The sequence below is a fragment of the Streptomyces spectabilis genome, from assembly GCF_008704795.1.
Classification (GTDB): Bacteria; Actinomycetota; Actinomycetes; order Streptomycetales; family Streptomycetaceae; genus Streptomyces; species Streptomyces spectabilis.
In genome coordinates this window covers 3156614-3169078 of sequence record NZ_CP023690.1, presented here as the reverse complement: position 1 = coordinate 3169078, position 12465 = coordinate 3156614, and the positions used below count along the sequence as shown (strand labels likewise).

Here is a 12465-nt window from a genome sequence, read left to right as displayed (position 1 = left end):
GGAGCCTGACCTTGCTGGGCGTGGGGTTCAGGCCGCGGCCCGGGGGCTGGGGTTGGGGGACATGCCTGCCAGCGTAGGCGGCAGCGCTGGCAAAGGGCTACGCCGTCGACTCGGTCTGGCCAGTACCGAGACCACGGCTGTTCGTCAGGCGATGGCGGCGAGCACAGCGTCCGTGTCCTCCAGGCTTTCCAGTACGGCATCGGCACCGAAGCCACGGAGTTGGGCTGCTGAGGTGCAGCCCGTGGCGACGGCGACCGTCCGAACCCCGACGTCCAGCCCGCCCTCAACGTCTGCAGGCGTGTCGCCCAGGAACACTGCGTCCTCAGGCCGAACGGTGGATCGGTTCAGGGCAGCACGCAGCAACTCCGTTCGCTCCTCCCCGTCCTCGGCGTACGCGCCGTCCTCAAGAAGCAGGTACGCGTCGAGGCCGAAGACGGCCAGCTTGACCTCTGCGGCCGCGCGGACGTTGCCTGTCACCACGGTCTGACGTACCCCCTGGTTCGCGAGGCGGGCGAGGACAGCGGCGGCTCCAGGCAACGCGTGGCCGTGCTCGCGCAGGTCTGCGGCCCGTTGGACGTGCACTGCCCCCAGAGCCGAGGCGAACGGCTCGAACAGCTCGTCGCTGTAGGAGAGATCGTGCAGGCGCGCGGTCTCCCGCAGGATGACGCGCTCTGTCGAACCGGTGACGGAGGCCTGCTCCCGCAGCTCGACTCCCGTGGCCTTGTGGAAGGCCTGCGCCCACAGCTCACGTCCGAGGCCTCGCGTGGCCATCAGCGTATGGTCGATGTCCCACAGCACCAGCTCTGGCACGGCGTCCCCTCTCTCAGTGGATTCCCGTGTCCCCACGTAGCGGGCACCCTACGCTCGGGAGCAGTGAGCGAGGAGTGGGCAGATGGTGGCACCGGACCTCCCCATCGGGGACCGAATCAGGCACTACCGAGGACGGCGTCGCCAGGACGCCGTCGCAGGGCTGGTCGGAATCTCTCCGGACTATCTGTCCCAGATCGAGCGGGGCCTCAAGGTGCCATCGCTGCCTGTCTTGTACGCCCTCGCACAGGAGCTGGGTGTTCCTGCCGTCGCCCTGCTCTCCGACCGGCCGCCGCCCGATGAGGAGTCGGCCGAGAGCGCTGAGGCTGCCGTAGGGCGTGCGCTCCTCGGCTACGGGCCCGCGCGCAGCACCGAGCCCGTGACGGCGGACGTGCTGAGGGACCGGGTGGAGACCGCGTGGCACACCTGGCAGACCAGCGGCGACCGGTTCAGCACCGCCGCCACGACGCTGCCTGAACTGGTCGCCGACGTCGAGCACGCCACCCGCGCGGCACGCGCGGGCTCCGATGCCGACGAACGGCGCGCTGTCTTGCGCACCGCCGCCGATCTGTACTGCTTGCTCCGCTCGTATCTGCGTCGAACCGGGCGGGTCGACCTCGCGACCCTCGCGGCAGACCGCGCGATGCGGGCCGCAGAGGACGCCGACGACCCGCTGCGCATCGCCACGGCACAGTGGAACTTGGGCCACGTACTCCTCGCTGCCAACCAGCCTGCCGAAGCGGAGGAACTGGCGCTGCGCGCGGCCGAGCGCGTCGCTGCCGCCCCGGTGCCGCAGGAGAAGCGCCAGGCGATGGAAGGCGCGCTACAACTGGTGGCCGTGGTCGGGGCGGCCCGTCGGCGCCGCTGGGATGAGGCGCGAAAGCGGCTGCTCGAACACGCCGTGCCGGCGGCGCGCGCAGTGCCTGACGGCAGCAACGTCGGTTGGACCGTGTTCGGGCCGACGAATGTCGCACTGCACGCCCTGTCCATCGACATGGAAGCAGGCGAGACCAGCGAGGCACTGCACACAGCGGACGCCATCGACACGAGTCCGCTGGTCTCGTTGGAGCGAGAGTTCACCTTCGGCCTGGAAGTAGCGGCCTGCCACAGCCAGCGCCGGGATGACGCTGCCGCTCTTCTCTCCCTGCTCGGCCTGGAAGCCGTCGCACCGGAAGACCTGGCCCGGAACCCGCTTGCACGGCAGATAGTGCTGACGGTGATCCGCCGGGGCCGGGCGATGCACGCACGGCAGGCTGAGCAGCTCGCTGTACGGATGGGCCTCGTGTAGCTGGCGAGCCTGTGGTTCACCCGAGCTGTCAGTTCGGGTGAACCCGGCAGAGACTGCCTACGGTCGCAGAAGTGATTCAGATCACCCGCGACTGTGAGGGCTCCGATGACCACGCTTGAGGACAGGCGACTGTCGCTCGCCACGGCACAGTGGCTGGCGGAGACCGACCCTCGACCGGCCAACGCCTGGGCGGAGTGGGAGAGGCACGGCATAGCGCTGCTCCCGCTCGGCCGCCGCTTCGACGCGATCCGCGTGTCGGCCGAGCGCGTCTATGCCGCGGCGGCCAGCGACGAGCCGGGCGTCGTGGCGACGGCCCTGCGGGCCTGGCTCGACGGCCCGGTCATCCGCGACCTGCGCAGCAGGATGAGCCCGTACTACGTGCTCGTCGCACCCGACGCCGACTGGGACGGCCCCGACGAGCGCCTCACCACCGGCACCTATCTCGGCGTCCCCCGCCCCGGCCACTCGACGGTGCTCTCCCGCTGGGTGGTGCTGCCCCCGCACCCCGGAGCCCTGTGCGACACCCGACACCTGCGCACCCTGCTCGCCACGGCGAGCCCGCTCAGGACGGTGGGCGGATGACGAGCGCCGATCCGCACCCGCTGGAGGCCGTCGCCGAGCGCGCGTACGTCGCGTATCTGGATCACCTGTGGAGCTGCCCTCGCTGCGGCATGAGCTGGAGGGGGAAGCCGTGCGGGGCGGGCAAGTACCTGCGGGGGAACCTGCGCGCCTGGCGCACAGCGGTTCGGCGGCTCTGCCCGCCGAGGGCCGGGTGAGCGCCCCCAGCGTCGCGCCTGCTGAACGTCCTCGTGGCCCAAGGGCATGCCCTGAGCGTGCAGCAGGTCCAGGGCAACGCCCGCGTCTGGTGCCCCCGCACACTCCGGCACGGCGACCGCGTCGACCTCGGCGGCTCCGACGGCTGGTGGCCGCAGGCCTGCCGCCCCTGCTACGCCGCCCACAGCCAGGTGGTTTCCACGTACGTGGCCTGGAACGACCACCTCCTGGCCTGCGCGGCCTGCGCGGTTGGGCAGTGCGACACCGACGCCACCCTCCGCACCGCGCGCGTCGGCGGTTCGAAACCGGCCGTGCCCACCGGGTTCTGCACCGCACCGACGGCCTCTAGGGGAGATCCTCAGGACCCCCGGGGGGCCGTCGGTGGGTTCCGGGTCAGGACGGTCTCCGCGTTCTTCAGGGCGCGGGTGCGGAGTTGGCGCCACTGGGCCAGTTCCGCGCGGTGGCTCGCGCGGACTTCGGCGAGCGGCCGGTCGGCGTGTGCGGCCTCCGGTTTGAGGTTGTTCACCACCGTCGACACCTGGAACCAGCGCTTCTGGTCGCCGTACAACGCGCGCTGGGCGGCGGCCAGGCAGCCGTCGGTGTGCGCGCCCACCGAGTGGCCCGTCGGAAGGGTCAGGGACAGCTCGGTGCGGCCGGTGCCGAACAGGGCGCGGGCCACGCGCTCCCGCTCGGCGGTGGCCGGCCGGCGGTCGCCCGGCCGGGGCGGGGTGAGGCCCCTGCGGCTCAGACAGCCGTCGGTGAGCCGCTGCTGCGCCGCCTTGATGACGTCGTCGGGGGACGGCGCGGGCGGGCGCGGCGCCGGGGACGCGCACCCCGCCGCGAGGGCGCCCGCCAGGACGGCGGACAGCGGTACGGAGACGAGGGCGCGCAGGCGCATGGGGGCTCCCCGGGGTGGGCTCGGCACGGTGCGTGCGCAGACTCCCCGGTGGCGGCGCGGCTAAGCGTCGCTTCACCCGCGACGGTGAGTAGTCCTACCGGTTCCGGTGACGCGGGCTACTTGCGGCGGTGCTGCGCCGACGGGTGCGTACGGCGGTACCTGCGGTCCCAGCGCTCCTGGCGGGACCGGCGGATGCGGTAGTCGCGGTACGAGGCGGGCGTGCTCATGCCGCCGCCCGCGCCACCGCCGCCGCTCCTGGCTCCGCTCATGCCGCCCTTGACCGCGGCGCGGTCGTGGCGGCGGATCAGGAAGTAGGCGATTCCCGCCGCGACCAGCCACAGCAGGGGCTGGTCGAAGCCGAGGGCGATCAGGGCCAGGAGCAGGGCGATCGTCAGGACAATCATGGATGTACCTCCGCACGCTGGACGCGGGGGCCGGGCGTGACCTTCAGGGACAGGGACGGGCCCGCGCAGCGCGAAGCGGGGGCGGCTCCGGAGCGCGAACCGCGGATCGCGGGGTCGGACATGGGCTCAGCGGGCCTTCGTACGGGCGAGTCAACGCCCGCCGCCGGTGCCTGTCAATGCTCCGTGGGCACGCTTGGGCCTCACCCGGGTATCCACCGCCTCGGGCCCCGAAACCCGCTCCCCGAAGCGGTGGCACCCTGGAGGCATGTGCCGCAGCATCAAGACCCTTCGCCCGCCCGCGCTCGCCGAGGAGGCCACCGAGGACGAGATCCGGGCGGCCGCGCTTCAGTACGTACGCAAGGTGTCCGGGTTCCGGGCGCCCGCCGCGCACAACCAGGAGGTGTTCGACCGGGCCGTGGCCGCCGTCGCCGCAGCCACGGCCGAGCTGCTCGGGGGCCTGGAGGTACGCGGCGCCAAGGCCGGATAGCCCCCGCCCGGCCTTTTCGGCGCTCCGCGCCTCGTCCTCAAACGCCGGACGGGCTGAATACCCACGGCTCGCGCCGGGGACTTCCAGCCCGTCCGGCGTTTGAGGACGAGCGCGTCAGCGCGATGGAAGGGCGGGTGGGTGGGGAGGGAAAAGCCCTTACGCGGGGCGGCGCACCACATAGGCCGCGCCCGCGCCCGCGGCGAAGAGGGCCAGGACCGAGACCCCCGTGGCCAGCCAGGTCGCGCCGAGCCACTGGCCGCCGAAGTAGCCGAGCCCCACGCTGTAGCCGGCCCAGGCCACGCCCGCGAGGGCCGACCAGGGCAGGAAGTCGCGCTTGCGGCGGTGGGCCGCGCCCGCTCCGAGGGAGACGATCGAGCGCCCGGCGGGGGCGAAGCGCGCGATGACGACGAGGACGCCGCCGCCCCGCGAGAGGGCCGTGCCGAGCCGCTCCTGCGCGCTGGTCAGGCGCCGGGAGCGGGCGATGGCCCGGTCCAGGCGCTCCCCGCCGCGCCAGGCGACGCGGTAGGCGACGAGGTCGCCGAGCACGGACGCGGTCGCGGCGCACAGCATCAGGAGCAGGATGTCCGGTACGTCCTGCGGCACCCGGCCCGTGCCGGAGCTGGCCGCCGCCGCGGCCGTGGCCGCGGTGATGACGAGGACGCCGCTGGGCAGCAGCGGCAGGAACACGTCGAACAGGACGGAGAGGGCCACGACCGCGTAGATCCACGGACTGGCGGTCAGCGCCCCCACACTCTCAAACACCCGAATCTCCCCGTAGCTCCCCGGTCGGCAACTCATCGCCGCGATATGCGGGGAGCGGCGGGTGGCGGCCTGATGACAGCTGTACAGCGTACGCCGCGGGATCGCCCAGAGATCCACTGGGGGCTCAGGTGTTCGCTACGTCACGTTCACCGGGCGGTCGGTCGTTCACGCGGCGGGCTTCGCGGCCCAGGCGTACGGTGGTGGGCGGCCCGTACGAACAGTGACAGAGCGCCCCAAAGGGGCCTGACCTGGCGATACGAGGAGCTTGGCCATGGTGGCAGGAGTGCTGACATCGGCTGTCGCGGCGGCTGTTCTCGCCGCGGCCGGAACGGTCGCAGGCACCGCACACACCGGAAGTGGCGCATCGGAGCACACCGGAACCGGCGCGTCGGACAGCGTGGAGGTCCGCGCGGAGGGGCGGTTCGCACCGCCGACGGCCTTCGTGCCGTCCTCCGCGATCACGTACGACCAGCGGCTCGTGCCCGCTGCCTCGTGGATCGAGGTGACGCAGCGCAGCGATCAGCGCGGCACGCGCGTCTCCCTGCGCGTGAAGGGTCTGGAGCCGGGCTACGCCTACGGCGTGCACGTGCACCAGAAGCCGTGCGGCGCGGACCCGGCGGCGGCCGGCCCGCACTATCAGAACGAACCGGGCCCCATGAACCCGGAGAACGAGGTCTGGCTGGACTTCACCGCGGGCAAGAGCGGTTCCGGCAAGGCGTCCGCCCTCCACGACTGGGGCTTCCGGCGCGGTGAGGCCGCGGCGGTCGTGCTCCACCGCGAGCAGGGCGGCGCGGGAGACCGGCTCGCGTGCTTCAGCGTGCCGTTCGCTCCGCCCCCGGTGGGATAGCGGCCCGTCCGTCCTGTCCGCGCGCGACGGTGCCCCCGTACCGGTTCACGGGTACGGGGGCACCGTCATGCGCGTGTGCGGGGGCGCGCTCAGGCCGCGATGGGGGTGCGGTCGGAGTCCGCCGCGGTCTTCTGCTCGCCGCGGGCCGCCGCGATGACGCGGTCGAGGCCGAACGCCCCGGAGCCGGTGAAGACCAGGAGCAGCAGGGCCCAGCAGAACATCGCCGAGGCCTCTCCGGCGTTCTCTATCGGCCACAGGGCCTCCGGCTGGTGCACCTTGAAGTAGGCGTACGCCATCGAGCCGGACGAGAGGAACGCCGCCGCGCGGGTGCCGAGGCCCAGCGCGACGAGGGCGCCGCCGACGAGCTGGATGACGGCCGCGTACCAGCCGGGCCAGGTGCCCGCGTCGATGGTGGCTCCGTTGCCGTCGGTGCCGCCGAAGGCACCGAAGAGCGAGGCGGCGCCGTGGCAGAAGAAGAGCAGGCCGACGACGATGCGGAAGAGGCCGAGGGCATAGGGCTGGGCGCTGTTCAGACGCTCAGTCATGGTGGGGGACTCCTTCGGTCTTGTTCGGTTTGGGGACGTGAACCGATCGCGAAGCCTCAAGATTAGGTGGGCCTAAGTAGTACTTGCAACTTCAACATCTGAGTCTTTCATGAGAATGCTGAAGACGCTTTGGTCTGTACCAAGTCGGGGGTCTGGACCAAGTTTGGAGCCTGGGGAGCGTCGGAGGCCAGGGGTGTGCCGGGGAAAGCTGCCGCGGCCCGCAGCGCGGCACGTGCCACCGCGTCCGCGTCCGAGAGGGTCACCGAGTCGACGCCGGGGCGCGCCCCGGCCGCCGTCACCCAGTGCACGCCCTCCGTGGGCACCCCGAACGCGAACCGCCGTGGATGCGGCCGCCCCTGACGGTCAATCAGGTGGTAGGGGCGCACGGTCACGTCGAGGCCGCCCGTCTCGTGGCCGTCGGCGGTGTGCGGGCGGCACTGCCCGGACCGCAGCAGACCCGCGAGCAGCGCGTCCCCGGTGCGCCGCACGTCGGGTTCCGGGAGCCGTGCCTCCACCAGGGTCGTCACCCGGGCCCCGGAGCCCGGTACGTCCGGCGAGCGCGCGACGAACGCCCCGTCCTCCGTCCGCACTTCGAGGCGCGGCCCGATGACCTCGACCACGCCCGCCTCGATCAGCGCCGTCAGCTCCTCCACGCGGCGCCGGGGCGGGCCGATCGACAGAAAGGCGTTCAGCGGGGTGTACCAGGCGTCCAGGTGGTCGCGGCGCGAGCGGCCCGTGATGCCGCCGTGGTCCACGGTGAGCCGCAGCTCGTTGCGCAGGTCGCGCAGGACGTCGAGGGCCGACTTCAGCGGGCCCGCGACATTGCCGAGCGCGGCCTGGGCCGCGTCCGCGCGCAAATGGCCGAGCAGCCAGGCCCGGAACTCGCCCGGCGAACCGAAGGCCCGCCCCGCGCACGGGCGCGCGAGCCGCTCCCAGGACCAGCGGTCGGCCTCCGGTATCCCGAACGCGTCCAGGAGCAGGGGCTCTTCGGGGCCTCGGTGGGGGACGTCGAGGAAGCGGTCGCGGAAGGACCGCGCCCGCCCCGGTGTGCCACGGGCGCTCAGCAGCGCCCCGTAGTAGACCGTCTCCACCTCCTTCGCCACCAGCGGCCAGACCTCGCCGCGGAAGTCCGGCGCGTCCCCGCTGTCCGCGCGCTTGCGGAAACGGGCGATCACATCGGCGGTGAGCACGGCGGGCTCGTGCCGTCCGTAGGGGCCCTTCGCGTTGTCCCCGCGCGCCTGGTACGGCACGCCGCGCCGCGAACCCGCGTACAGGCGCGGCTCGTTGCCCGACGGCAGGTAGCGCGGCGGGCGGCCCGGCGCGCGGACGAAGCGGCCGCCGCGGCCCTCGGTCAGGAGCGTCACGTGGTCGAAGAAGTTCAGGCCGAGCCCGCGCAGGAGGACCGGCTCGCCCGGGGCGAGGGGGGAGAGGTCGACGTCGGCCGGGTTGGCGGGCGGAACGTGCCGCAGGCCGTGGCGGGCGGCGTGCTCCGACAGGCTCCTCAGCGGGTCGCCGGGGGCGGCGGGAGCCGCGGGCAGATGGCCCTGGGCGAGCACGACGGCCGACAGGCCGGGCAGGGCGCGGGAGTCGTCGAGCACGAGGGTCTGGAGGCCGTCGGCCGTCTCGGACAGCCGGGTCGCGCGGGCCAGGTGGGCGACGACGCGCACGGCGTCCGGGGCCGCGCGCAGCGTCCGGGCGAACACCCACTCCAGATAGCGGCCGTAGGCGGCGCGCGTCGGATAGTCGTCCGGGCCGAGCCCGGGTATGTGCCCGTCCGCCGCCCACTCGTACAGGCTCGGCCCCGGTCTGACCGGCCCCGCGCAGTCGACGCTCGCGTCGGTGAACAGGGTCACCTGGGAGGCGACGGTGTTCATCAGGAGCTCGGGCGCCTGGCCGGTGCGCCAGACCCGGCCGGGGCCCGGGGGCGCCGGGTCGACGACGTGGACGGTGATCCGCGAACCGGGGGCGAGCAGTTCGGCGGCCGAGGCACAGAGGCGTTCCAGGACGCTGGTGCCGCGGGGACCCGCGCCGACGATGGCTACGGCAGGCAAGCGTGACTCCCTTGACGGATGAGGTGCAGGAAGCGGACGGTCCGCATCATGCCTCGCGGGGACGCCCCGGACCCGTGCCTTCCCGAAACCAAGGGGCTTCGCCCCCGGACCCCCGGTTTGTCGCGCTTGCGTGCCCGCCCCCGAACGCCGGACGGGGTCGCGTCAGATCTTCCGGGAGGCGGTGGTCGTCAGGCCTCGGCCGCGCCGGGCCTGCTCCAGACGGAGCTCCGCGTCGCGGCCCCGCATCGTCAGGGTCATCAGCTGGTTGCCGAACCAGGGGCCGCCCGTCCTGCGCCAGCGCACCCCGGCCGGGGCGAGGCGGCCGTGGCGGGCGAAGAGCCGGCCGAGGGCGCGCCCCGCGCGGCTCCAGCCGAAGCGGAAGCCGACGCGTATCGAGGCGGGGATGGAGTTGTGCACCGGCGAGCAGGTGAGCTGGAGGACCCGGGCATCGGGTGCCGGGCCCTCGGGCCAGGCGGGCTCTGCCACATAGGCGTGGTGGACGTCGCCGGACAGGACGAGGACGGTCGCGGGGGCGTCCGCGCCCGAGCCCGCCTCGGCGATCAGCTCGGTGAGCGCGGTGAAGGAGGCGGGGAACGCCGCCCAGTGCTCCAGGTCCGCGCGCCGCCGCAGGTCCTCGCCGAAGCGGGCCCAGCGGGCGCCGCGCTCGCCCCGGCACAGCGCGGCGTTCCACCCCTCGGCGTCGTGGATGAGGTGCGGGAGCAGCCAGGGCAGCGAGGTGCCGATCAGGAGGTGGTCGTACGCGCCGTCCAGGGCCTGCTCGCGCAGCCAGCGCGCCTCGTCGGGGTCGAGCATGGCGCGCCGGTCCTCCGCCAGGACGCGGGCGGCGCGCGTGTCGATCATGAGCAGGCGCACCCGGCCGAAGTCGCGGCGGTAGCTCCACCGGACCGCCGCCGGGTCGGTGTCGGCGCGGGCGGCGAAGGCGCGCAGCTCCTCCGTGCCGTCGGGGGTCGCGCGCACCGCCGCGTACAGCTCGTCGCGCTCAAGGTCTGCGGGCGGCAGATTGCCCAGGTGCTGGTAGACCCAGTACGACATCAGTCCGCTGCGGACGCGCTCGCCCCACCACGGCGTGGCCCGCATCTCGGCGAGCCAGGAGGCGCTGGTGTTCCAGTCGTCGATGACGTCGTGGTCGTCGAAGACCATGCAGCTCGGCACCGTGGAGAGCAGCCAGCGCACCTCGGGGTCGAGCCAGGACTCGTAGTAGAGGTGGGTGTACTCCTCATAGTCCGCGACCTCGTCGCCCGGGGGCTCCGACAGGTCGCGCCGTGCGGCGAGCCAGCGGCGCGTGGCCTTGGAGACCTCGTCCGCGTACACCTGGTCCCCGAGCAGCAGCAGGACGTCCGGGCGCTCGGCGGCAGGGTCGGCGGCCATGCGCGCGGCGAGGGCGTCGAGCGCGTCCGGGCCCACGGGGTCGTGCTCCCCGGCGGGCGGCGCGGCCCAGCGGCAGGAGCCGAAGGTGACGCGGACGTCCTCCCGGTCGTCCGGCGGCGTGCGCAGCGTGCTCGGCGGGAAGGGGCTGCCGGGCAGCGGCCAGACGGTGCCCCCGTCGAGCGTCACCTCGTACGCCGTCTCCGTGCCCGGGCTCAGTCCGGTCACCGGGACGAGCGCGTAGTGGTGCCCGGCGACCTGGAAGGTGCGGGCCGAGCCGCCCGCGCCGTCCGCGCACCGCACCTCGGCGGTGCAGGGCCGGTCGGCCTCGACCCACACGGTCGCGGTCCGCCCGTCGACGTATCTCAGCAGGGGGCCCAGACGCAGCCGTGCCACAGTGATCACTCTCCTCCGTCGCCCCGTACGGTACGGAACGACGGAGGCGGGTGGGACGGTTCCGGCGAGGCGGCCGTCAGCAGCCGTTCAGGATCGAGGCGAGCTTGCTCTTCTCGGCCGGGTCGACGGTGAGGTTGTAGTGCTGCTTCACGTCCACCCACATGCGCGCGTAGTAGCAGTGGTACGAGGAGACCGGCGGCAGCCACTCGGCGGGGTCCTTGTCGCCCTTGGCCTGGTTGACGTTGTCCGTGACCGCGATGAGCTGGGGCTGGCCCAGGTCGTTGGCGAAGGCCTGGCGCTGGGACTGGGTCCAGGAGTTGGCGCCGGACTTCCAGGCCTCGGACAGCGCCACGACGTGGTCGATGTCGAGGTCGGACGCCTGGGTCCAGGTGGCGTTGTCGTACGCGGACTTCCAGGTGCCGGAGACGGCGGCGCAGCTGCCGTCCTGCTGGACGTTCTCGCCGTCGCGCTTGAGGACGACCTCACGGGTGTTGCAGGCGCCGGACTGGGTGCTCCAGTGCGGGAACTTGTCCCGGCTGTAGCCGTCGGACGAGCCCTCGGCGCGCACGGTGAGCTGGCCGAGGTAGGTGCGGGCGGTGTCGGCGCCGACCGGCGCGGGCGGCGCGGCCTGGGCGGGGGAGCCGGACAGGAGGGTGGCGGCACAGGCGAGGGCGGCGGCGCCGGCCAGGGCCGTGAGGCGGCGACGCGCGTAGATTCCGGGCATGCGAACTCCCTTGAGGTGGGGGGACGTTGACCACTCGGGCGTGGACAGGCTGGCGGTGTGGGGTTGCCAGCAGGTGTGCGCGCGGTGACAGGGTCGCGTCAAAAGGGTGGCCGGGGCAAGGGCTTCGGCGGTATGTCACGGCTTGTCATGTGTACACGGCGCGGCGGGAGTTGCTCCGAAGTGACCCGGCTCACCCCGCGCGGCGTCCCGGATCGGACCAAAGTCCCTGTTCGCGGGCCCGGGGGGATCACGTACGATGGCCGGAGCAGAAGGGGAGTAGCTCTTCGCCGGACCGTCGACATACTGCTCAGCGCAAGCTGGGCCGGCGCCCGGAGGCGGCCCGCGGGGCGGGCGGCCAGCGAGACCTTCGGCAAGCAGTGCCCGCGCACACATCCGTGTGCGCCCGTGTGCGCTGCCGTGCCGAGGTGTCGTACGCGAAGGGTGCTGCGAGCTCTCGGTGGGGTGGCCCGACCGATTGAGGAACCTTGATCAGCTTGAGTGTGACGGCGCTCGTCTTCGGCGTCGTCTTCCTTGCCGAACTGCCCGACAAGACCGCGCTCGCCGGGCTCGTGCTCGGCACCCGCTACCGCGCGAGCTACGTCTTCGCGGGCGTGGCCGCCGCGTTCGCGGTGCACGTCGTGCTCGCCGTGGCCGCGGGCAGCGTCCTGACGCTCGCGCCGCAGCGCCTGGTGCACGCGATCACCGGCGTGCTGTTCCTCGGCGGCGCCGCGATGCTGCTCATGAAGAAGGGCGACGACGATGACGAGGTCAAGGCGCCCAGGGACCAGAGCTTCTGGCGGGTCTCGGGGGCGGGCTTCATGCTCATCCTGGTCGCGGAGTTCGGCGATCTGACGCAGATCATGACGGCGAACCTGGCCGCCCGCTACGACGACCCCCTGTCGGTCGGCATCGGCGCGGTGCTCGCGCTCTGGGCGGTCGCCGGACTCGGCATCGTCGGCGGCAAGGCGCTGATGAAGCGGGTGCCGCTGGGCCTCATCACGAGGATCGCGGCACTCCTGATGCTGGCACTCGGGCTGTGGAGCCTCTATGAGGCGGTGGCCTGAGGCGGGGCTGATGGGGCCGGTGGGGCTGGTAG

General features: G+C 73.1%; 14 protein-coding genes. 6 read left to right on the top strand and 8 right to left on the bottom strand.

Going from position 1 to position 12465, the window contains the following annotated elements; all coding sequences use genetic code 11:
* Positions 1 to 144: 144 nt before the first annotated feature.
* Positions 145 to 810, bottom strand: coding sequence for an HAD family hydrolase (locus tag CP982_RS13755; protein WP_150510797.1), 666 nt, complete (start codon positions 808 to 810; stop codon positions 145 to 147).
* A gap of 82 nt (positions 811 to 892) precedes the next feature.
* Between CP982_RS13755 and CP982_RS13750 the strand changes: the two genes are divergently transcribed.
* The 3 genes from CP982_RS13750 to CP982_RS13740 all read left to right on the top strand — a co-directional run bounded on the left by CP982_RS13750 (position 893) and on the right by CP982_RS13740 (position 2871).
* On the top strand, positions 893 to 2095 hold the full coding sequence (locus tag CP982_RS13750; RefSeq protein WP_150510796.1) for a helix-turn-helix domain-containing protein: 1203 nt from the start codon (positions 893 to 895) through the stop codon (positions 2093 to 2095).
* Positions 2096 to 2200: 105 nt separating this feature from the next.
* Positions 2201 to 2677 (top strand): hypothetical protein, encoded by a 477-nt coding sequence (locus CP982_RS13745; RefSeq protein ID WP_150510795.1) that lies wholly within the window; start codon positions 2201 to 2203, stop codon positions 2675 to 2677.
* Positions 2674 to 2871 (top strand): hypothetical protein, encoded by a 198-nt coding sequence (locus CP982_RS13740; RefSeq protein ID WP_150510794.1) that lies wholly within the window; start codon positions 2674 to 2676, stop codon positions 2869 to 2871. The genes CP982_RS13745 and CP982_RS13740 overlap by 4 nt, the downstream gene beginning before the upstream one ends.
* Positions 2872 to 3227: 356 nt before the next feature.
* On the opposite strand, the gene CP982_RS13735 is transcribed toward CP982_RS13740, so the two are convergent.
* Positions 3228 to 3767, bottom strand: a complete 540-nt coding sequence (locus tag CP982_RS13735) for a hypothetical protein (RefSeq protein WP_150510793.1) — start codon at positions 3765 to 3767, stop codon at positions 3228 to 3230.
* 116 nt (positions 3768 to 3883) lie between these two features.
* Complete coding sequence (locus CP982_RS13730) at positions 3884 to 4171, bottom strand: hypothetical protein (RefSeq protein ID WP_150510792.1); 288 nt, start codon at positions 4169 to 4171, stop codon at positions 3884 to 3886.
* A 265-nt stretch (positions 4172 to 4436) separates the two neighbouring features.
* On the opposite strand from CP982_RS13730, the gene CP982_RS13725 reads away from it, so the two are divergent.
* The gene (locus CP982_RS13725) at positions 4437 to 4658 is read left to right on the top strand and encodes a DUF2277 domain-containing protein (RefSeq protein ID WP_150510791.1); all 222 of its coding nucleotides are present in this window, start codon (positions 4437 to 4439) and stop codon (positions 4656 to 4658) included.
* A gap of 156 nt (positions 4659 to 4814) precedes the next feature.
* On the opposite strand, the gene CP982_RS13720 is transcribed toward CP982_RS13725, so the two are convergent.
* Complete coding sequence (locus tag CP982_RS13720) at positions 4815 to 5420, bottom strand: DedA family protein (RefSeq protein ID WP_150510790.1); 606 nt, start codon at positions 5418 to 5420, stop codon at positions 4815 to 4817.
* Positions 5421 to 5691: 271 nt separating this feature from the next.
* Between CP982_RS13720 and CP982_RS13715 the strand changes: the two genes are divergently transcribed.
* Entirely contained in the window at positions 5692 to 6267 is a 576-nt protein-coding gene (locus CP982_RS13715) for a superoxide dismutase family protein (RefSeq protein WP_150510789.1), read from the top strand.
* Positions 6268 to 6356: 89 nt separating this feature from the next.
* Here the strand turns inward: CP982_RS13715 and CP982_RS13710 are convergent, their stop codons facing one another.
* The 4 genes from CP982_RS13710 to CP982_RS13695 all read right to left on the bottom strand — a co-directional run bounded on the left by CP982_RS13710 (position 6357) and on the right by CP982_RS13695 (position 11369).
* Entirely contained in the window at positions 6357 to 6812 is a 456-nt protein-coding gene (locus tag CP982_RS13710) for a DoxX family protein (RefSeq protein ID WP_150510788.1), read from the bottom strand.
* Positions 6813 to 6919: 107 nt separating this feature from the next.
* On the bottom strand, positions 6920 to 8863 hold the full coding sequence (locus tag CP982_RS13705) for an FAD/NAD(P)-binding protein (protein ID WP_150510787.1): 1944 nt from the start codon (positions 8861 to 8863) through the stop codon (positions 6920 to 6922).
* Between the two features lie 162 nt (positions 8864 to 9025).
* Complete coding sequence (locus CP982_RS13700) at positions 9026 to 10645, bottom strand: alkaline phosphatase D family protein (RefSeq protein WP_150515465.1); 1620 nt, start codon at positions 10643 to 10645, stop codon at positions 9026 to 9028.
* Between the two features lie 76 nt (positions 10646 to 10721).
* On the bottom strand, positions 10722 to 11369 hold the full coding sequence (locus CP982_RS13695) for an HNH endonuclease family protein (protein ID WP_150510785.1): 648 nt from the start codon (positions 11367 to 11369) through the stop codon (positions 10722 to 10724).
* Between the two features lie 485 nt (positions 11370 to 11854).
* Here CP982_RS13695 and CP982_RS13690 point away from each other — a divergent pair, with 485 nt between their 5' ends.
* A complete protein-coding gene (locus tag CP982_RS13690; RefSeq protein WP_150510784.1) occupies positions 11855 to 12433 on the top strand; it encodes a TMEM165/GDT1 family protein in 579 nt (192 codons plus the stop codon).
* The last annotated feature ends 32 nt before the right edge of the window (positions 12434 to 12465 follow it).

Coding starts and splice junctions, on each gene's coding strand:
- CP982_RS13710 (WP_150510788.1), bottom strand. CDS start 6,812: ATGACTGAGCGTCTGAACAGCGCCCAGCCCTATGCCCTCGGCCTCTTC.
- CP982_RS13750 (WP_150510796.1), top strand. CDS start 893: ATGGTGGCACCGGACCTCCCCATCGGGGACCGAATCAGGCACTACCGA.
- CP982_RS13735 (WP_150510793.1), bottom strand. CDS start 3,767: ATGCGCCTGCGCGCCCTCGTCTCCGTACCGCTGTCCGCCGTCCTGGCG.
- CP982_RS13745 (WP_150510795.1), top strand. CDS start 2,201: ATGACCACGCTTGAGGACAGGCGACTGTCGCTCGCCACGGCACAGTGG.
- CP982_RS13740 (WP_150510794.1), top strand. CDS start 2,674: ATGACGAGCGCCGATCCGCACCCGCTGGAGGCCGTCGCCGAGCGCGCG.
- CP982_RS13725 (WP_150510791.1), top strand. CDS start 4,437: ATGTGCCGCAGCATCAAGACCCTTCGCCCGCCCGCGCTCGCCGAGGAG.
- CP982_RS13730 (WP_150510792.1), bottom strand. CDS start 4,171: ATGATTGTCCTGACGATCGCCCTGCTCCTGGCCCTGATCGCCCTCGGC.
- CP982_RS13715 (WP_150510789.1), top strand. CDS start 5,692: ATGGTGGCAGGAGTGCTGACATCGGCTGTCGCGGCGGCTGTTCTCGCC.
- CP982_RS13695 (WP_150510785.1), bottom strand. CDS start 11,369: ATGCCCGGAATCTACGCGCGTCGCCGCCTCACGGCCCTGGCCGGCGCC.